The following is a 21,663-nucleotide window of genomic DNA, read 5'->3' on the forward strand; positions in this document are numbered from 1 at the left end:
GTTTCATCTTTTGAAAGTTCTTTTTTACTTAAGTAAGCAATATTATAGGATAGTCTTAATTTAATAGTTTTATCTTTGTTATAATTTTTTACGTTTATTTGTTTTATTTAATGCTTTTATTTTTTCATTATTTTTATTTATTAATATTAATGATATTTCTTTATTTTTCATAAAAAAAATCATACTATCATAGTATGATTTTTTCGTGTATTTTAATATTTGAGACAATTCACAGGAATACTATTATTCTATTTTTTAGATTTGTCTATATCAAAACGGTCTGCATTCATTACTTTATTCCAAGCACATATAAAATCCTTTAAGAATTTACCCTGAGAACCTTCACTTGCATACACCTCTGCAATAGCACGAAGTTGAGAATTAGATCCAAAAACAAGATCAACTCGTGTTCCTTCCCACTTTAACTTTCCTGTTTCTCTGTCACGTCCCTCAAATACCTTTTCATCAGAAGAAGTAGGTGTCCAAACTGTGTCCATATCTAAAAGATTTACAAAGAAATCATTTGTAAGAGCTTCTGGTCTATTTGTAAAAACACCATACTTAGACTTTCCATAATTTGTATTCAATACACGCATACCACCTATTAAAACTGTCATCTCGGGAGCAGTCAAAGTTAAAAGTTGTGCACGGTCAATTAATAATTCTTCCTCACGCACTGAATAATCTGACTTTAGATAATTCCTAAATCCATCTGCTTTTGGTTCAAGTACAGAAAATGATTCAATATCAGTTTGTTCCTGTGATGCATCTGTACGTCCTGGAATAAAAGGAACTCTAACTTTATATCCAGCATTCTTTGCTGCCTTTTCAATACCTACACATCCTCCAAGAACAATCATATCTGCTAAAGATACCTGCTTATTTTTTAACTGTAAAGAATTAAAATCTTCTTTTATTTCTTCAAGAATATGTAAAACATAATCTAATTGCTGTGGTTCATTAACTTCCCAATTTTTTTGTGGCTCTAGTCGAATTCTAGCTCCATTTGCACCACCACGTTTATCAGAACCTCTAAATGTTGATGCAGATGACCAAGCTGTATAGACAAGCTCTGATATTGATAATTTAGAATCTAAGATATTCTTTTTAAGATATTTGATATCACCTTCATTAATTAATTCATAATCGACTTCTGGTACAGGGTCTTGCCATATAAACTCCTCACAAGGAACCTCTGGACCAAGATATCGTGAAATAGGACCCATATCACGATGTGTTAATTTAAACCAAGCACGCGCGAAATCATCAGTAAATTTCTTAGGATTTTCTGAATAGTTTTTTACAATTTTTTTATATATAGGATCGTAGATAAGACCTAAGTCAGCTGTTGTCATCATAGGAGGATGCTTCTTTGATGGGTCATGTGCATCTATAATCATATCCTCTTCAGCTACATCTTTAGCTATCCACTGATACGCTCCTGCGGGACTTTTAACTAACTCATATTTGTATCTTAACAATACTTTAAAATAACCCATATCCCATTTTGTTGGATTTGGTTTCCATGCACCTTCAATTCCACTACTGATTGTATCAGGGCCTTTACCACTTTTATAGCTGTTTTTCCAACCAAGTCCCTGCTGTTCGATACTAGCAGCTTCCGGTGGCGGACCAACATATGTTGCAGGAGCTGCGCCGTGACACTTACCAAATGTATGACCCCCAGCTATAAGCGCTACAGTTTCTTCATCATTCATAGCCATGCGCGCGAATGTTTCTCTAATATCTTTTGCAGCTCCAACTGGATCAGGTTTTCCCTCAGGTCCTTCTGGATTTACATAAATTAATCCCATCTGAGTTGCAGCAAGTGGATTTTCAAGTTTGCCACTAATAGGATTTTTATTGTCTCCAAGCAATTTAGTCTGTGAACCCCAGTAAGTATCTTGTGGTTCCCAAACATCCTCACGTCCTCCCCCAAATCCAATAGTCTTAAGTCCCATTGATTCAAAAGCACAATTTCCTGCTAATATCATAAGGTCTGCCCATGAAATTTTATCACCATATTTCTGTTTGATTGGCCAAATTAATCTACGAGCTTTATCTAAATTAATATTATCAGGCCAACTATTTAATGGTGGAAATCTTTGTGATCCATCACCACCTCCACCTCTTCCATCACCTACTCTGTAAGTTCCTGCACTATGCCATGCCATACGAATAAATAGTGGTCCATAGTTACCAAAATCTGCTGGCCACCAATCCTTTGAATCTGTCATTAAATTATATAAATCTTTTTTTAATTCATAAAAATCAAGCTTACAGAATTCTTTAGCATAGTCAAACTTAGGCCCCATTGGGTTACTAAGGCTTGAATTTTGATGAAGAATATCTAGGTTCAGCTGATTAGGCCACCAATCTTTATTTGAGTTTCCATCTACTGATACAGCGTTGCTTACTCTACCTGTAAATGGACATCTTATTTCTCTCATGTAATGATTCCCCCTTTAAGTACTAAATGTTTCATTACATATTATGTAAATAGGCTTTTAATTATAACTTTTTTAAATACACATAATATGATCATATTTATTAAATTAACGTCAAGTTGTTGCCAACTCTAGAAATACAAAAAAGATATTGACAGTTTAGTCAATATCTTTTTCTAATGCTCACTTTTAGATAGCATTTACTCATCTTACCATAATATACTTTCTATATCTAATTTAATTGTCATGCGAAACAAGCCAGTCTTCTAAAGTCATTAGTATCATCATTACATTTTGAACAACACTATACCTTGGCATCAAATGATACTTTTGAAAAGTTTATATACTAATACTTCATAAAAGTTATAGAAAAAGTAGTTCCGACTCCCTTTTCACTACTAACATCTATATATCCATTATGAGATTCAATAATTGATTTAGATATTGCCACTCCTATACCTACTGAATCTCTTTTACTTGAAGTACTATTTTTATAAAATCGATTAAATATCTTTCTTATCTCACTTTGTTCTATTCCCTCACCCGTATCTTGTATTATTACTTTGTAAAATACAGAATTACTTATTAAATTTACCTTTACACTCCCACCTTTTGGTGTATGTTCAATACCATTTTTTAAAATATTATTAAATGCCTCTTTTAACCAAAACTTATCTTGATTTAATATAATGTTGTCGCAATTATTTAATTCTAACTTAACATCTTTTTCTTTTGCAAACTCCTCAAAGTTGTATACTACTTCTTTTACAGTTTGATTTAAACTTTGTTCTTTTTTACAAAACTCAACTGTATTTGTATCTAACTTTGCTAATTTTAATATGCTCTGAATCATAACATTCATATTATTAAGCTGAATTCTATTATCATTTAAGAATTTTATTTTTTGTTCTTCTGTTATTTTTCTATTTAATAATATATCATTATATAAAATCATAGTAGCCAGCTTTGTTTTTAATTGATGAGATATATTTTGCAATAATTCAACTAAGTATTCTTTTTCTTTTTGAGTATTGCTAATATTATTTTTAATTATTCTTCTAACATTTGAAAATTCTACAGCTAGTTTAGAAAAGTCACCTTCTTTATCCTCATTTATTATATGAGCATAATCATCATCTAATATTTTATTTGCCGCTAGTGTTAGATTTCTCACTTTCTTAAAAAAGTATACTGTATATAATTTAATATAATTAATAAAACTGATAAAATCAGACTTAATATTATAACATTATAATTATCGGTAATATTAGGAAATAAATTGCTACTAAGATTATCTGTTATACCATACTGTTTTAAAATCTCACGACCAGATTCCTTATCTTTTTCACTAATATTTTGCGTTACTATAGAGATTATTTTCGACTCTAGGTTTGGATCAACACTTACAGTTTTTGATATTATACTTCCAACTATACCAATATAATCTTGCTTTTGTTTTTTAATATAATCATTATACATCCATAATTGTAGTGACATAAATAAAGTAAGGATTAGTGTTAATATAATAGTACTTTTTTTGATTTCTTCATTTATAAAAACTCTATTCAATATTATTCACTCCTTACTTCTATATCCCACTTATAACCCAAACCACGTTTAGTTATAATATAGTTCGGATTTTTAGGGTCATCTTCTATTTTTTCTCTCAGTCTTTTTATATATACTGATAGGGTATTTTCATCAAAAAACACATCATCACTGCTACCTGTAATACTTCCAAGTATGTCGTGCCTTTCTAAATTTTTCAGAGGATTTTTCATAAATAATATTAATAATTTATATTCTAATGCTGTTATATTTAAAAGTTCATCATTTTTATATACATTAGCTGTTGACATATTAACAGTTATCTCATTACTGATTAAGATATTTTTTAATTCTTTTATTTTATTTGATCGTAGTTGAACTTTAATTCGAGCTACTAATTCTCTAACACCAAATGGTTTTGCTAAATAGTCATTTGCTCCTATTTCTAACCCCATTACAATATTAACTTCATCATCTAATGCTGTCAAAAATATAATGGGTATACTTGATTTTTCTCTAACATATTTACAAAAATCATAACCACTTCCATCAGGTAAATTTACATCTAAAAGTATTAAATTAAATTCTTCTTTGTTAAAGCAACTTTTGGCTTCATCAATAGTACAAGCTCTTGTTATATTATAACCTTCATCAGTTAATGAAAATTCTAGTGCATAACCTAATGAAACATCATCTTCTACAAATAATATATTATCCATTCAAATCCTCCTTAATCGTTACCCCTCTCTTATAGCTTCTATTACATTATCTTTTTCTATTTTTTTCATAGGTATCAGTACAGATAAAAAACTTATTATTATAGATACCAAAATAGTTATTATACATAATTTTAAAGGTAGTTTCCATGTAAGTCCTGCTATATCATATAAAACATCGTATATAATATAAGTAAATGCACATCCTGCTATAGAACCTATTGTTCCTCCAACTAATCCATAAAATACTCCTTCATACATTATCATTTTCTTTAAGTCTTTTTGAGACATACCTATAGATTTGAATACAGATAACTCTTTTCTTCTTAGTGTAATATTCATTGTTATCGTGTTTATGATATTTATACTACTTATTAAAGTAATTACAAATATAAACCCATAAACTAATACTTGTATTAATAACGTTCCAGTTTTTTCATTAGTATTAACATCTACCCAATCTACTACACTATATTCTTGATTATCTTGTATCATATTATAAATTTCTTCATAATTTTTTAAGTGTAATTCTGAGTCCTTTAAATCTACTGCTATATTAGCTATTTCCACATCTTGCTTTGTTAAATTATTTCTAACTTCATCTGTTGTTATTAAAGATAAAGCATTTAGTGGAACATCTCTTTCGAAAATATTATTTTCAATTATAGCCATTACTTTTACTTTATACTCTTTTCCATTATCATCATTTAAAGTAATTTCATCATTTACTTTGTAATTGGTTAATTTTCCTCTGTATCTTTGTTTATTAGTATTGTCTCTTGCACTTCCATTAGATATTAATATTACACCATTTTGTGAGTTTATTTCGTCAAGATTAACCTGTCCACTTATTTTATATTTCTTAATTAAATCCAATGCATTTTTATCATATACATTGATTTGAGTATACATAAATTCCTTTGCATTACCATTAATATTCTCTGATTCATATATGTCTCCAGCCTCTTGTATCTTTTTATCTGATGTAATCTCTGACTTTCCAGTAATTAATGGATATTTTAAATAAACTTTATCAACATTATCTAAGTTCCCAATTTTAGTTATTAGATTTTTATCAACTTTACTATTATCAATTTCCGTATTAGTAGTAATTTCTAAATCAATATTTTGATATTCATAATTTGTTCCTTTTAACATAATTACATCTTGGACTAATGTAGTAAATGTAATAAATAAAGTTGAACTTACTACAAAAGATAATACCATTACTGTACATCTCTTAGGATTACGACCTAAATTTTTAAGCGCCATTAGCACCTTAAAATTTAAGAATTTCTTTAAAGTTTTATTTTTTCTTTTTTTAATAGATTCTTTTCTTATTGTTATTCTACTACTAATAGCCATTAAAGGCGATATATTTCCTACATATTTAGCAGGTAAAAAACTTGATATATAAACAGCTATTATAATTATTGTGGAACTTATAATTAATGTCTTTATATCAATGCTTACAATAGAAAGAAGATTATTTTCCTTAAGTAGTGAATTTAAAATTGCCTGTAGTACATATATTGTTCCTATACTTAATAATAAACCAATAGGAATAGCTATCATTAATAATATTGTTGCTTCTCTAAACACAATAGATTTTATTTGTTTCTTAGTTGCTCCTAAGCTTCTAAGCAATCCAAATTGCTTAATTCTTTCCGCTACATTTATTTGGAATGAGTTATATATAACAATAATTGTAGCTATTAATACAATAACTGTTACAATAACTATAAGAACAACCATAGATTTATTAGAATCTACTTGATATAATCTTGTTAAAGATTGATTTTCTTCTACATTTTGTTTATTACTTAAAGATTTTAATATTTCAAGTGTTTCACTAAATTCACCATCAGGATTTATCTCTACCATTAATTTACCATCTTTTTTACTGTCATCAAATATAATAGCTCTACTTATTTTGTTACGTTGCATAGATTCATACGTTTTTAAGAAACCTACAATTTTGTATTCATTTTGATCAATAGTTATTTTATCACCAATTTTTAAGTTAGAATTAATATGTGGCTTAGTCCATTCATCTATACACACTTCACCCTCTTTAGTAGGCATTTTACCTTCTTTTAATCCGTACTTTAATATTTCATTGGCTCCACTATCAACAAATTGTTCTTGTAGCGTAATGTCATTATATTTTATATCTTTTCCTGTAGATACATTTCCATAATGCATTATATTAGGATTATTTTTTACTTTATTTAATATATTATCATCATAAGTCTTATACATTATATGAGATGAATCACCTTGACTTTGTTTTGTTTGTTCAATTTGAGATTTTTTAGTACCATTTGCAAATAATCCCATTGTTGAAATCAAGGCTAAAGATAATATAATACCTATAAGAGTTAATGTAGTACGCTTTTTGTTTTGTTTAATATATCTGTTACTTATTGTCTTGTAATTTTTAATCAAAAATATCACCTCCTAATGCATTAGTTCTCTGTTTTTGTATCATTTACTATTTGACCATCATCTATAGTTATAACACGGTCTGCCATTGTAGCTATGTCTGTATCATGTGTTATTAATATAAGTGTTTGATTGAATTTTTTTGCAGTAAATTTTAAAAGATCAATAACATCTCTAGTGTTTTTAGAGTCTAAGTTTCCTGTTGGCTCATCTGCAAGTATTATACTCGGCTTATTAATAAGAGCTCGTCCAATAGATACTCTTTGTTGTTGTCCTCCTGATAACTCAGACGGTAAATGTGTTCTTCTTTCATTAAGGTTTAGAATATTTATGATTTCATCTAAATATTCTTTATCTGCTTTTTCATTATCTAATATAACTGGTAACTCTATATTTTCTTCCACATCTAAGACTGGTATTAGATTAAAAAACTGAAATATAAAACCTATTTTTCTTCTTCTAAATATTGATAATTCGTTATCATTGTAGTCATATATGCTTTTTTCACCGATAACTACTTTACCTGTAGTTGGTCTATCTAATCCTCCAAGTAAGTGTAATAATGTACTTTTTCCAGAGCCTGATGCACCTATTATTGCTACAAACTCTCCTTTATTTATTGATAAGTTTATATTTTTTAGTGCCTCAACTTTATTTTCGCCTTCACCATAAGTTTTTGTTAGATTTTCAACTCTTAAAATTTCCATAGTCTATCCCCTTTATTTTTCTACATTTGCATAGTTTATTTCTGTAATTTGTGCTTTTGATAGTTTTTGTTTAATTTCTTCTTTATCTTTAGCATTTCTTAAATCTTTTTTACCTTTGTCAAATTTTATTAAACTGATGATTTGTTCTTTATCCTCTATAGATTTATAAGTTTCATTATCTGTTACTATTAAGCTACCTTGCTCTGATGGATAATATCCTACCCATGAATAGCTACCATACTCTAAAGGTATATCTTTTCTATTTATCTCTAATTTCTTATCTTTGTTCTCATCTCCAAAGTATATAGTTTTATCTGTATCTATATTTGGTATACTTTCAAGAAGTTTAGTTTCTATACTACCACTCCCTGGATTTTTTAACGTACGTAATACTTGATCTTTTAACATTTCTTTTGCCGTATCTTTAGTGATTACTAAGAATTTATTTTCAACTAATATTTCCTTTCCATTTTCTCCAACTTCTACATTTCCTTTTTCATCTAACATTTTTTCTGTATTCGTAACTATTTTATATTTATAGTCCTTTGCATATTTTGTGTTATCTTTATATATTTCTTTTCCTTTATTTACATTTTCTAACTCACCACTTATTAATATTGAATTAAACTCTCTAGGAGGGCCTTGTAAGTAATACTTTATTCCTTTTTGAACTCCCACTATTAATAATGATGTTACTGCTATTCCTAAAACTAATTTACTTATTTTTTTCATACTTTAATCTCCTTTTCTATTCCTTATATATAATTTACTCTATCTATAATTTGCATACCATGACCTTAAACTTACATTAACAATATAAATCTTACTTTTTAGTAAGATTTATATTGTTAATGTCTAAACTTTTGTGCTAATAAAAAAGCACATTGACTATTATATCAATGTGTTTTTTCACTAGCATTTACACTTAAATTAATTTTTGTACTAAGAATCAAACCTACTTCCAAACAGGAAGGGGGTGGAAGTATGGAAATTTTAAATTTGTTATTAAATAACTCTGATGCTATATTAATTAGCATATTTGGAGCTTTTATTTACTATAAGTTTCCATATTAAATATTGTTTATCATTTAGTATAAGTCTTCACCGTTTGAAGCTATAACTTTCTTATACAAGTCAAAACTTTTCTTTTTACTTCTTCTTAAACTTCCATTACCTCTATTGTCTCTATCTACATATATAAATCCATAACGCTTTTCCATTTCACCTGTTCCAGCACTTACTAAATCAATAGGCCCCCACGTCGTGTAACCTAGTAAATCTACTCCATCTATCGAAACTGCATCATGCATCGCTTTTATATGTTCTCTTAAATAATCGATTCTGTAATCATCTTCTACGTAACCATTTTCATCTATTGAATCACCTTTTTGATTTTTGATAACCAATACCTTTACCCATGACAATAATTTCCTTATCATTGTCATCTGATGTAATTACAACATTGTTGTTTAATATTTTATTAATTATCATGATTAGCCTCCTTTTAAGTATAAAAAAAGCTTATTCATAATAATGGGCAGACTCCTTCCTAGGATACTGCTATTATTAATGAATAAGCTTAGCTTGTACTTAAACAATTACTACCTAATTCCAATTACTATGATAGAACATAGAATCTTTTTTGTCAACGTTTTCTTTATATGACTTTATTTTGATAGATTTGTTTTAGATAGGGTTCTATATTCATATTCCCCAACTTTAATAATTTACTTCACAATTTCTATTTCTTAAGATTTTGATATTGCTTAAGGTATTTATTATACTTATTTGAAGTTATAGTCTCATATATATTCCACGCTACTATTACACATCCTACCATAAAAAAGTACCACACTGTACATATTATGAAATTTTCAATACTTCCCATTGGATTTGCACTATAATGGCTCAGTGAGTTCATGGTTAAAATATAAAAAGCAGTAATCGTTACTATTATCTTTGTTCTTTGTGATATATTTATAGGAATTATATCAGTGAAACATATAATTATTGCTAAAGCAAAAAATGATACATATACAATTACCTTATTTATAAATGCCAGCGGCATAACATTAAATCCATTAGCATCCTTATAAATATATGCAAGTACTACAATTGCCCCTATAACTGAAAAAGCAAATAGTATTACATTCATTAATTCTTTTAATTTACTTGAACTACCCTCATTATTATTCAATCATATCACTCCCAACCAATTAATTTTCTAAAATCTTTTACATTTCTCCTTGATATAGTAATTTTTTCTTTACTTTCAAGTGTTACAAGCAAATTTCTATTTAATAATATATTTATATCTTTTATATACATTACATTGACTATAGTACTTTTATTTGCACGAAAAAAAGAAAATTCCTTAAATCTATCTTCTATCTCATATAATTTTAGTGAGCATTCTAAAACCTTATCTTTTATATATACGAAAGTCTTTTTATCTACACTTTCTATATAATAAATTTCGTCAGGTGTAATCATTACTTTCTTAAAATCTAGAGATGTACATAGTTTCGTATTTATATTTTTTATAAACCCTTTTATCTTTCTTATTTCTTGATTTTCTTCTCTACAATATATAACAACTTGATCTTCAATTAAATCTTCTTGTTCCTCAACTATAACATTCATTTTCCACCTCCCATTTATTTCATAATAGTTAAACTATGATAATAAAACAACTATTATTAAGTATATGGTCATATATTATTACCATACGGACAAAATATCTTAGTCATAAATCATCTTTCTTGTAGTGATACTTCTATTGATTCATTTATAATTTTTTCACTTGCATTTTTTTTATTTCTAAAAAAAACACATTGATAAAATTATCAATATGTTTTTCGTGTATTTAAATAGTGGAGACAAATCTCATTGATAATACCCACAAATTATATAATAAATGGTAATTTTATTTTAAAAATACTACCTCCATCTTTATTTGGAGTATAGGTTATCTTACCACCATGACGATAAATAACCTCTTTAGTAATTGCAAGCCCTAATCCTGCCCCAGAGGATTTCCTTGAACGCGATTCATCTACCCTGAAAAAAGGTTCAAATATATCATTTTCCTTATCTTTCGGAATACCAATTCCAGTATCTTCTATTTTTATTATATAGTTTTTTTCAATTTTTTCAAATGTTACTGATATACTACCATTAGGCTTATTGTATTTAACCGCATTTTGAACTACATTTGAAATTGCATGAGTTAGCATTATACAATTCCCCTTAGTAACAATATCACTCTTAGTAACATCTATGCTGATATTTTTCTCAGTAATATTATCCTCTAAGTCATGGATAATATTACTGATTATATTATCTATGACAATGGTATCATTTAAATCATAATCCTTTTGAAAAGCTGTTAAAAATAAGCTATCTACCAAATCTATCATTCTTTCTGTTTGTTTTTTAAATATAGATATTGTATATTTATAATCTTCTTCTGAAGGATTTTCAATTAAGTTTAAAACATCTAAATTTGTCTTTAATACAGTTAATGGAGTTTTTAGTTCATGGGAAGCATCTACTGAAAATCTTTTTTGACTTTCAAAGGCTTTATCTAATCTATTTAACATTGTATTAAATGAATTTGCAAACAAAGTAAGTTCATATCCATTATCAAACCCTGTTATTTTATGAGATAGTTTATTTTCATTTATTAGGGTCATTTCATCACTAAGTTTTTTTAATGAAGCAAATTCTTTTTTTAGAATATAATAAATAAAAAATGCCCCTAAAAAAATTAAAGCTATCATATACATATAAGAATGTAGTTTAAAATTTATGATAACATTTGATAATTTACTAGTTTCTATCATAGTTTCATAATTTGTATCACTTATTTCATTAAAATCTGTACTATTTAATTTATTAATAGGCTTCTTAATTATATTTTCTGCATTATAAACTACCGGTATAGTTAAAAGTACAGATATAGATGTAAGTATTATTATTGAAATAAGTGTAATTCTTGTACATAATGAAAACCTCTTAAAAAAGTTAATTTTCATTAATAAGATACCCCTCTCCTCTAATATTCAAAATAATATCATTTTTACAATAAGGATTTAATTTTTTTCTTAATCTGCTTATGTGTACTTTAACAGCATTTGAAAACATATATTTATCACTATCCCAAACATGTTCTATAAGTTCTTCTGAGCTTACTACTCTCCCTTTGTTTACAATTAAATATTCAAGAAGCGCAAATTCTTTTGGGGAAAGTGATATATGTTCATTATTACAAGAATAAGCGCATCTTAATGCAGTATCTAATATAATATTATTACATTTTAACTTAACATTTTTCTGTATAAAATTTCTTCTCAATAAACTTCTAATGCGTGCTGCTAATTCTCCAAAATCAAAAGGTTTAACAAGGTAGTCATTTGCACCCTTATCTAAGCCTTCAATACGTTGGCTATAATCGCATCTTGCTGAAAGTATTATAACTTTACATTCTTCATTTTCTTTTCTTATTTCATCTAATATTAATCTCCCATCCATAGAGGGTAAATTAATATCAAGAACTACTAAATCATAGTCATTTATAAAAAATAGTTCTAGTCCCTCTCTTCCGTCAATAGCAATATCAACAATATATCCAAAATTTCTTAGGCCTTTAGCTAATAGATTTGCTAAATCCTCTTCATCTTCTATTATTAATAATTTCATTAGTTTTACCTTCCATTCTAATACTATGTTATTATATATTATCCTATTGTTTTGCTAATTTAATACGTTCTTAAAGACTTTGCTGGTTCTGTCTTTATTATTTTCATATTTATTGCATAAGACAATCCAATTGTGAGTAAGGTATTTAAGCATAATAACAACAAGTATAAATTCATATTTAATCCTAAGTTGTATCCAAACTGTTTTGAGTATCCCATATCTAATACCTTTATTAATGCAATAGACATAGCCATCACACACGCAGAAAAGTACATACTCTCTTTTATCATTATCTTCTTTATATTTTTTTTCGTATAACCTAGTGCTGTTAATAAGCCTATTTCTACATATCTTTCCTTTGCTATTTTATACATTATAATAATACTTACTAATATTCCTACTCCCAATATTAAGTAGGATAATAATTTAAATAGATTTTGGATGTCATTAAATGGTTTTATCATAGATTCAACAGTAGTAGCTTGTGTGAGTGCCTCTACTCCTTTATTTTTGAGTTCTTTATCTACAGGAACAATCTTTTCAAAGCTCTTTATTTCAAAAGCTATCTTAATTGCTTTACTATCTTTAAACTCAGATTTTTTGTATAAATCTTTTTCTACATCTGAACTTAACATAAAGTCTTTTTCGCTACTATTAATTATTCCTGATACCGTCAATTGTTTAGTTTCATTTTTAGTCTCTAAAAATATAGTTTTTCCAATAATATTTTTTATATCTACCCCCAAATCCATAGCAAATTTTGTTGTAATAGCAATTTCGTTTTTATTATCTTTAGGGATTTTGCCCGAGTTCATGGTTACTTTAGTTGTATCTATTGGAATTTTCATGTCCATATCCTCAACATTGTTTTTATACCTTATCTTGATATCTTTCATAGGATATTGATAATATACATTATCAATATCCTCTATAATATTTATCTTATTAAAGATATCTTTGGTATCTTTTTCTCCCACTACACTCACTGAACCTTTATTAAATAAAGGGTTCTTTTCTTTGAAAGCATTAATTTCATTATTAATAAGCTTTTCAGACCCAAGAGCACCTATGAATGAAGTAGAACCTAAAGCTATAATGAATGCTGATATTATAAATTTAAATAAATGAATTCTAAAGTTTTTTAAGCTTAATTTTAAAGCAGTAAAATAGCTTAACTTTGGAATCTCATTTTTTATATTCATATTGTTGATAGACTCTTTATTCGATATGTTATCTTTATCATTTACTATCTGTACCATTATATTATAGTCTTCAACTTCAATAATTTCATCAGCATAAGTTACAACCTCTTCATCATGAGTTATGATTAGAACTGTCTTATCCTTTGAAATTTCCTTTAATAGTTCCATTATAACCTTACTTGATTCACTATCTAAAGCTCCCGTAGGCTCATCAGCTAAAATTATTTCAGGATTATTTATTAAAGCTCTAGCAATTGCAACCCTTTGTTTTTCTCCTCCACTAAAATTTTCAACTTTTTCATTTAATTTATCTGATAAACCAATCCTAGTTAAAAGATCTGTTGCTTTCTTTATTTTTTCTTTCTCTGTTATATTTTTTAAATGTATACCCATTAATACATTTTCAATAGCGGTATAGCCTTTTAAAACATTATAACTTTGAAAAATAAATCCTATATTATTAAAACGATATTTACATAATTCATCATCGGTTAAGTTACTAATGTCTAAATTATTTATTTTAATACTACCTTTGTAATTCTTATCAAATCCTGCAATTAAATTCAATAATGTAGTTTTTCCTGATCCACTTGATCCTAAAAAGCAAGTCAATGTATTTTCTTTAATTTCATAGTTTACGTCTTTAAATATGCTTAAATCTTTATATTTTTTATTTAAATTTGTTAATTTAATCATTTTCTGTCTCCTAAGGTTAAGTTTTCTACTACATTTGTATTTCCAGATATTATACCAGAAATTATTCCCATAATAGTACATTGAAGTAACAATATACCTATAATTAAAGTAGTATTTTCTGTACCCATCACTAATGATATAACTATAGTTATAGGTATAGCTATTATTGAAATTATGCCATATTCAACTATGCTTAATTTAAACACACTACTCTTAGAATATCCATTTATTCTAAATATTGAATACTCTAATTTTCTTAAGTAAGAACTAATGATTGTTATTATTAAACTTACTGCTACAGCTAAGATTGATATTATATTTAAAACTGAACTAGATTGGTCCTGAGTTTTTCCTTCGAATATTGACATATCCTCTAAATTTGCAAATGCTCCTATTACATCAACACCTTCTTCAGTTAATTCATCAGCCAGCTGTAATACATCTGTTATTTCCTTAGCCGTTAGGATACCATTAGGCAGTCCTGGTTTAACTTTTGCACACAATTCTTTATACGTATCTACATTAAAAATATAAGTATCTTGCCCACTATTATCTATAACCCCTACAACTTCTGCATCTTTTATTTCAACATCTTCAAATTCCGAAGGATTATCTCTACCTGTTGATACACGTGTAAGAATTGACCCTTTTATTGAAACCTTTTTACCTATAAGACTTTCTGCATTTTTTATACCTTTAGGGATAAGTATTTCTTTTTTACCTGGTTTAGGCATTCTTCCTTTGTACAAATCTTTACCTAAATCCATTCTTCCTAGTGATTCTTGACTATCATCACTACCCCCTGTATTTATAGTTTCACCGTTAATAGATATAGAAGAATTTAAAAGACTAATATCAAATACTATATTGTCAACTCTAGGATCTTTGACAAATTTTTCTGAAGCTTTTATTAATCTTCCATTATTATCGTCATTATTTGTATCATCTTCAGCTACTTGTGATTGTCCCGGTCTGACTCCATTTTGTCCAAATCCTACTGTATAAAAATTAATCCTTTTAAGTTCCTCATTACTAAACGTATCCCCAAACTTTGTGGTTGCATCCGATTGTTTGTCTGCAACACTTCCACCTATATTTAATGTTAATAAGTAAGATGATACTGCTAATATAACTGCCGTTAACACAAATTTGAAAGCTAACCCCTTAAAATTTGTTATACCCTGACAAATTGCATTTGACAATCTCAAATATGGCTTTCTTTTTTGCGCTTTTACTGTAGAATATTGATTATTTTCTCCTTCTTGATTATTTTTTCCTTTTTGAACTTTCTCAAGAATTCCATTGTGTAAATAGAAGCAATTGTCTTCGTTTCCAACTAATGATTTATCATGTGTAACTATTATTACCACCTTATCCTTAGCTATTTTTCTTAAAATATCCATTATAGTTTTTGTAGATTTCTTATCTAAAGATCCTGTAGGTTCATCTGCTATTATTATTTCAGGACTTTTTACTAATGCCCTGGCGATTGCAACTCTTTGCTTTTGTCCTCCTGATAAATTAGCTACCTTATGATTTGCTAACTTATCAATACCTAATTTAGAAAGAATTTTCTTTACCTTTTTATCTTTATCTTTATTAGTTAAATTTGATAGTTCTAAAACTATTTTTACATTCTCTTCTACAGTTAAATGATTCAATAATTGGAAATTTTGCCATATAAACCCTATAGAATTATAATAATAATCATTCAACTTATCTTGTTTAAAATTTTTTACTGAATTTTCTTTATAAACTACATCTCCATCAAACTCTTTATCCATACCACCTATAATCTTTAAAAGTGTGGATTTACCACTACCTGAGGGGCCTAGTATAAAGTTAATACCTCCTTGAAACTCTGAATTTATATTTTTTAATACTTCTCTTTCTCCAATTTTTTTAACTATATTTTTTAATACTAACATTAATTTCAAATACCTCCATATCATAATCTCTAATTTATTTCATTCCTATTCCATATAATACATGTCATTAGGTTAAGATAAGGTTAAGGTATTTTATATTTTTCCTACTATTCACTCAGATAAATATTACAATTTCAATAGTTTGAATTTGTATGTAATTTTCAAATACTTTTATAAAAGTCACACTAAAAAAGAGCTATCGCAAAGCAATTTTAAAGTGCTTTGCGATAGCTCTTTTTTTACTTATTTTTTATTAATTTTTACTTGAATAAGATGTTAATTTAAAAATATGCATAACAAATAAAGGTATTGAAATTTTACCTCAATGGAGTAATTTGTAAATAATAACATTAAGAAATTTTTTTAATAGGATAAATATACATACCACATTTATTATTCATAATTTTATTGTGGAGTTTATAAATATTATGGGCTAACGCCACAAGTATAAATTCAGAAAGAACATTTTGTTGACCCCTACTTAGAAACATTTTAAAATTCATATTATGTTTTATTTGAGCTAAATCCTCTTCTGCTTGAATACTTCTATTCATTCTAAGTTCACATCCTTGTTGACTATTAATTATTTTTAAGTTATCTTTTCTTTTTTCATGAAATAATTTAGATAGCTCAAACTTCTTAGTCCTTTGATGAAAAGGTATTTTACTGTTGTTTCCTTTTATACAGCTACGCTTAAATTCACAACAATTACAATCTTCGCAAGCGTAACATGTTATTTAACTTTTATATCCAGTTTTTGATTTTTTTGTTTTAGTGTTAGTAACATATAATTTTTTATTGTTTTTACAAATGTAATAATCTTTTTCTGAATCATAAATCATATTATCTGCACGGCTTATATCATTTATATATTTCCTTGTTTTACTAATTTCATAATTTAAAGGTTTAATAAAAGAAAGCTGATTATTATCTTCAAGAAATATATAATTCTCCTCGCTTTCATATCCAGCGTCAGCTATTATTTTAGGATATTTAAATTTAGTGTATTACTGTATATAATTTAAAAACGGTATTAAAGTTGTTGTATCTGTATGTTGAGGACACGCACTTATCCAAACTACATACTCAGAATCTACACCAATTTGAATATTATATGCAGGCTTAAATTGACCGTTTTTCATATGATCTTCTTTCATTCTCATAAAAGTTGCATCTTTATCTGTTTTAGAATAACTATTACGCTCACCCATTATATGAAGGTTATTAGTGTATTGTTTCAATCTCTTAATATAACTCTGTAACTTTTCAATATATTTTTGAATAGAAGTTTTTTTATTTACTTTACCATTAACAAAAACAACTCCTTCTAATTTTGCAACCTGCTTTAGTTTTTTAAGCAATTTTTTAAATGATACATTTTTATTTTATTTTCATAAATAACCTTAATCCCAAAGTCTTGCTCACATTTTGAAATAAAGCTGGATATTTGGTTTAGCATTTTAGGCATATTTTTTTCTATACCTTTTCTCCAAACAAAAGTATATCTATTAGTTGCAGACTCAATTTTAGTTCCATCAATAAATAATGTATCTTTAGAAATTTCACCCTTATCACCAAGGTATTTTGTAAACTGGGCCATTACATCTTTACTTACTTGAGCAAAATGAATACTTCTGAATCTTGCAATAGTTGAATGGTCTGGAGCAGAGGCTCCGCCTAATAGATAAATAAAATTTTTATCTCTTTTGCAAATTTTTTCTACTTCTCTAGAAGAATATATACCATTCATATTTTGCATATATTGTAATTTTCAACATCTGTCTTGGGGTTATTGAATTTTCTCTAATACGAGAATAAGTCTTATATAATTTTTCTAAATTCCTCTCCTCAATAACTTGACTTAATAACCTCACAGAATCGTTTTTTGGAATTAGATAATCAATTTCTAGTGGTAATTTTAGTTGATAATTATCACCGTACTTAGTATAATCAATTTGTATAATTATTTTATGCAAAAAGGGCGTCGCCCTATTTTTTAGTGCGACAGCCCCTTTTAGTAGATTTCAATAGTTGAGACGATTCACAAAAATAATACCACGATTAAATATTTATCGGAATACTTCTCTAATTTGTATTAAAATACAATAGAAATTTCAATCTAAAAGTGATGATTTCTGCACTGAATTACAAAACTACTTATAATAGGGAAGGAGATAGAAGTATTCAAATATTAAATTAATTACATAGAAAGTCACACTCTACTCCACTAGATTATAATTTCTTTTTATACTTATACTATATTAAAAATAAATTTAACATAATACACTTAGAAAGTTTTTTCCATTATATACTCACCATATCCTGAATCTTCATTTACTTGTTCTTTTACTATTTTAAATCCTCTGTTGATATAAAACTCTACTGATTTTTCATTATCCTTATATACTGCTAATTTTAATTTTTTGTATCTATCTATTGCATAATCTATTAATTCTTTACCTATCCCACTACCTTGATAATCTGTAGCAACAAATAATGCCCCTATAAATTCATTATTTATTATACTTATAAAACCTTTTATACATTTATCATCTTCATAAACAAATGTTTCAGCCATAGGTATATATACATGCTTTACAGTATTATAGCTATTGTGCCAATATTCTTTAGATATAAAATCATGAGCTTTTATAGTGCTTTCTAACCATATATCCATTATTCTATTTAAATCTTCATTTACTATATTTTTTATCATATGACTTACGCCTCCTTATTATCTTATATATTTAATCTTATCATTTACTATCAAATCACACTAAGTACATATATAGTTCTATGTTATTTTTGTACTAAAAAAGTGTCTTAAGTAATTTATTTATAACTTTAAGACACTTAGTTTGTTGTTATTTATTATAATTTCTAATAATCCTTCTAATACTATGTTCTGTAAGATAATAATGTTTTGATATTTCTTTTACTGTTTTTCCTTTGTTATATTCATTAATTATTTCTCTATTCCTATTGTTCAGGTCTTCTCTAAATCCACTTTTTTCTCCCCAAGATTTTTTATTGTTATGTTTTCTTGGTATATATAAATATTCTCCATCAATATATTCTTGTAGCATCTCTAAAACGTGTGACGGTAATATATTATTTGCATTTTCGTATTTCATAACATTTGCCCCTATCTACTTTTATGTGTATATAGTCGAGCAAAATCTATTATGGCTATATTAGCCGTATCTATGTTAAATACGGCTCCAAACAAGTTTTTATTATAGACTTCGCTCGGAGCCTGATACATCTTCAAAAGGTACAATGTTTCTCATTATATTACACCCCCATGTATTTATTTTTTAATAATTTTCAATCTATATAAATATATCATACACTGCTATCTCCATGCTATAATTCTTAAAGAAAAAAAAGATATTAGTAATTTACTAATATCTTTTCGTGTATTTCAATGGTGGAGACGAGGGGAGTCGAACCCCTGTCCGCAAGTCCTTTCCTCGCTGCGTCTACGTGCGTAGCCATCTGATTTTTAAATCTCGTCGCACACATCGCACAGTGGCAGGCTCTGTGATTGACCAGTCCCAATTAGTCCACTCTCGGTCGAGACACCCCGAAAGTAGTTCCCTGCATAAATGACGTCCAGGCCTGGCCGGCAGGAGGGCTTAGGCGGGACGAGCAGTCATTATGCTGCTAAAGCGTAATTATCGTTTGCGTTTATTTTAAGTTCCCCAGTTTTTACGTGACCCAGAGTAACACGACACGCAGCCTCAAGTGCCAAACCCACGTCGAAACCATTACGCCCCCGTGGTTGTTTTATAGTCCTGAGACTTTCTATCGCAAACTTTTTTCACCATTAATCAATATTAAGTTGTTATATATATAATAAAACTTTTTAAACTTAAAAGCAATATTATCTCATTGGAATTGTATCTAGTATCTACCAGATAACTCTCTTTCAATACGTCTATTAGCATCTTTCTTAGCTAAATCTTGACGTTTATCATATAATTTTTTACCTTTTGCTAAAGCAAGTTCAACTTTAACTTTACCATTCTTAAGATAAACACTTAAAGGAATTAAAGCATAACCTTTTATAGTTGTAGCCCCTATAAGCTTTCTTATTTCATGTTTATGAAGTAATAATTTTCTTATTCTAAGAGGATCAACATTAAATATGTTTCCTTGTTCGTATGGACTTATATGAACTTGTTTTAAAAACACCTCTGAATTATCAACAGAAGCATATCCTTCAGCTAAGTTAAGTTTACCTTGTCTAATAGACTTAACTTCAGTACCCTTTAATTCGATACCACATTCATAAGTTTCTTCTATAAAATACTCATGTCTTGCTTTTCTATTAGTAGCTAAAACCTTAACACCTGCCATACAAATCACCTCTTATCCTTATCCTTATCCTTCATTAATTACCTTAAAATATACCATATATAACCATACTAGTCAATACTCACAAATATTGAGTTAACTTAAAACTTGATGCACTAGTATTATATGTAATAAACAAGTTATATATTACACATAGTATATAAAATCAATAACATTTCACTCCCAAAATTTCCAATGTTAGTCCATCCTTATATACAACTTATACCCAATTATGCTACTCTTTTACCAAAATGTTAAAAAGAGGTTAAATAATTATGGTTTCAAAACTATGTGCTTTACTGCTTATTCTTTATTGTACAAAGAATCTATATGATTTAGCTACAATGAATACATTCCAAATAGAAAAAGACATAATAGAAAAATTAAAATATGAGGATTTAGCTAAAAAAGCAGCTAAATGCTATAAATCCTTATTTGTATTAGAAGATATATCATATCTAGGAATAACAATACTATCATTAAGAGATAGTAAGTTTTTTATATTAATATTTTTCATTACTTTTTTTGTATTTGCAGGACTTAAAATAATAGCAGCTAAGGTATTTGAAACAATCTCAAAGAAAGTAGGTGAATCAAATTAGCGTATTACCACGGATACTGTTTTTAATAATCATACTTAAAATTTTAAATGATACATTTAAATCAATTAAAAATAACTTTTCGAAAGAAATTAGAAGTACATCAAATTTCCCAGAAATTCTATATAGAAAAGTACTAAACGTAACAGACTTCGTAGACTTATTATTCTACATATTATTAAGTATCATCTTAATAATAAACAAACACTTGGATATATACTATTACCTAATACCGGCGTATATAATCCTAAGAGTATCGCTAACGTACATAACACTATGTGCAAAAAAATCATCACAATCATAAAAAAGGGTTGA

At 27.5% G+C, this 21,663-nt stretch carries 21 protein-coding genes, 1 other RNA gene and 1 pseudogene; 1 reads left to right on the forward strand and 22 read right to left on the reverse strand.

Translation table 11 applies throughout. The features are described 5' to 3' along the window. Positions 1–248 precede the first annotated feature (248 nt). The 22 genes and pseudogenes from katG to smpB form a co-directional block, all read right to left on the reverse strand. A complete protein-coding gene (katG, locus tag VN21_RS08635) occupies positions 249–2,450 on the reverse strand; it encodes a catalase/peroxidase HPI (protein ID WP_046822889.1) in 2,202 nt (733 codons plus the stop codon). Between the two features lie 343 nt (positions 2,451–2,793). Beyond that, positions 2,794–3,621 carry a sensor histidine kinase gene (locus tag VN21_RS08640; protein WP_052952021.1) on the reverse strand — a complete coding sequence of 276 codons (828 nt, stop codon included), beginning with the start codon at positions 3,619–3,621 and terminating at the stop codon, positions 2,794–2,796. Next, on the reverse strand, positions 3,618–4,016 hold the full coding sequence (locus VN21_RS18230; protein WP_052952022.1) for a hypothetical protein: 399 nt from the start codon (positions 4,014–4,016) through the stop codon (positions 3,618–3,620). The genes VN21_RS08640 and VN21_RS18230 overlap by 4 nt, the downstream gene beginning before the upstream one ends. Before the next feature lie 2 nt (positions 4,017–4,018). Beyond that, a complete protein-coding gene (locus VN21_RS08645) occupies positions 4,019–4,714 on the reverse strand; it encodes a response regulator transcription factor (protein WP_046822890.1) in 696 nt (231 codons plus the stop codon). Positions 4,715–4,732: 18 nt separating this feature from the next. Continuing rightward, positions 4,733–7,159 carry an ABC transporter permease gene (locus VN21_RS08650; protein WP_046822891.1) on the reverse strand — a complete coding sequence of 809 codons (2,427 nt, stop codon included), beginning with the start codon at positions 7,157–7,159 and terminating at the stop codon, positions 4,733–4,735. Positions 7,160–7,179: 20 nt separating this feature from the next. Continuing rightward, the gene (locus VN21_RS08655) at positions 7,180–7,863 is read right to left on the reverse strand and encodes an ABC transporter ATP-binding protein (RefSeq protein ID WP_046822892.1); all 684 of its coding nucleotides are present in this window, start codon (positions 7,861–7,863) and stop codon (positions 7,180–7,182) included. A 12-nt stretch (positions 7,864–7,875) separates the two neighbouring features. Further along, positions 7,876–8,595 (reverse strand): lipoprotein BA_5634 family protein, encoded by a 720-nt coding sequence (locus VN21_RS08660; RefSeq protein ID WP_046822893.1) that lies wholly within the window; start codon positions 8,593–8,595, stop codon positions 7,876–7,878. Between the two features lie 356 nt (positions 8,596–8,951). Beyond that, a pseudogene (locus VN21_RS08665) lies at positions 8,952–9,245 on the reverse strand (family 1 glycosylhydrolase); the annotation flags it as partial. Then, positions 9,244–9,354 (reverse strand): CAT RNA binding domain-containing protein, encoded by a 111-nt coding sequence (locus VN21_RS19465; RefSeq protein WP_084822039.1) that lies wholly within the window; start codon positions 9,352–9,354, stop codon positions 9,244–9,246. The pseudogene VN21_RS08665 and the gene VN21_RS19465, both read right to left, overlap by 2 nt. 250 nt (positions 9,355–9,604) lie before the next feature. Continuing rightward, positions 9,605–10,060 carry a hypothetical protein gene (locus VN21_RS08670; RefSeq protein WP_046822895.1) on the reverse strand — a complete coding sequence of 152 codons (456 nt, stop codon included), beginning with the start codon at positions 10,058–10,060 and terminating at the stop codon, positions 9,605–9,607. Between the two features lie 5 nt (positions 10,061–10,065). Continuing rightward, on the reverse strand, positions 10,066–10,506 hold the full coding sequence (locus VN21_RS08675; RefSeq protein WP_046822896.1) for a LytTR family DNA-binding domain-containing protein: 441 nt from the start codon (positions 10,504–10,506) through the stop codon (positions 10,066–10,068). 263 nt (positions 10,507–10,769) lie between these two features. Next, positions 10,770–11,900, reverse strand: coding sequence for a sensor histidine kinase (locus VN21_RS08680; protein ID WP_046822897.1), 1,131 nt, complete (start codon positions 11,898–11,900; stop codon positions 10,770–10,772). Beyond that, a complete protein-coding gene (locus tag VN21_RS08685) occupies positions 11,890–12,564 on the reverse strand; it encodes a response regulator transcription factor (RefSeq protein ID WP_046822898.1) in 675 nt (224 codons plus the stop codon). Before VN21_RS08685 ends, VN21_RS08680 begins: the two co-directional genes overlap by 11 nt. Positions 12,565–12,623: 59 nt before the next feature. Beyond that, positions 12,624–14,462 carry an ABC transporter ATP-binding protein/permease gene (locus VN21_RS08690; RefSeq protein ID WP_046822899.1) on the reverse strand — a complete coding sequence of 613 codons (1,839 nt, stop codon included), beginning with the start codon at positions 14,460–14,462 and terminating at the stop codon, positions 12,624–12,626. Next, positions 14,459–16,390 (reverse strand): ABC transporter ATP-binding protein/permease, encoded by a 1,932-nt coding sequence (locus VN21_RS08695; protein ID WP_046822900.1) that lies wholly within the window; start codon positions 16,388–16,390, stop codon positions 14,459–14,461. The genes VN21_RS08690 and VN21_RS08695 overlap by 4 nt, the downstream gene beginning before the upstream one ends. Before the next feature lie 350 nt (positions 16,391–16,740). Next, on the reverse strand, positions 16,741–17,127 hold the full coding sequence (locus VN21_RS19330; protein ID WP_332840858.1) for a transposase: 387 nt from the start codon (positions 17,125–17,127) through the stop codon (positions 16,741–16,743). Between the two features lie 270 nt (positions 17,128–17,397). Next, the gene (locus VN21_RS19335; protein ID WP_332840854.1) at positions 17,398–17,751 is read right to left on the reverse strand and encodes a hypothetical protein; all 354 of its coding nucleotides are present in this window, start codon (positions 17,749–17,751) and stop codon (positions 17,398–17,400) included. Beyond that, a complete protein-coding gene (locus VN21_RS19340) occupies positions 17,736–18,149 on the reverse strand; it encodes a transposase (RefSeq protein ID WP_332840855.1) in 414 nt (137 codons plus the stop codon). Before VN21_RS19340 ends, VN21_RS19335 begins: the two co-directional genes overlap by 16 nt. Positions 18,150–18,677: 528 nt before the next feature. Then, positions 18,678–19,106, reverse strand: coding sequence for an N-acetyltransferase (locus VN21_RS08705; RefSeq protein ID WP_046822901.1), 429 nt, complete (start codon positions 19,104–19,106; stop codon positions 18,678–18,680). Between the two features lie 148 nt (positions 19,107–19,254). Next, positions 19,255–19,524, reverse strand: a complete 270-nt coding sequence (locus VN21_RS08710; RefSeq protein WP_046822902.1) for a CD3324 family protein — start codon at positions 19,522–19,524, stop codon at positions 19,255–19,257. Between the two features lie 294 nt (positions 19,525–19,818). Continuing rightward, positions 19,819–20,170: a transfer-messenger RNA gene (gene ssrA, locus VN21_RS18090) on the reverse strand. Between the two features lie 126 nt (positions 20,171–20,296). Continuing rightward, entirely contained in the window at positions 20,297–20,752 is a 456-nt protein-coding gene (gene smpB / locus VN21_RS08715; RefSeq protein WP_046822903.1) for an SsrA-binding protein SmpB, read from the reverse strand. A 272-nt stretch (positions 20,753–21,024) separates the two neighbouring features. On the opposite strand from smpB, the gene VN21_RS08720 reads away from it, so the two are divergent. Continuing rightward, positions 21,025–21,351, forward strand: a complete 327-nt coding sequence (locus VN21_RS08720) for a hypothetical protein (protein ID WP_021430155.1) — start codon at positions 21,025–21,027, stop codon at positions 21,349–21,351. Positions 21,352–21,663: the final 312 nt, after the last annotated feature.

This window comes from Paraclostridium benzoelyticum, assembly GCF_001006285.1.
In the GTDB taxonomy this organism is placed as follows: Bacteria; Bacillota; Clostridia; order Peptostreptococcales; family Peptostreptococcaceae; genus Paraclostridium; species Paraclostridium benzoelyticum.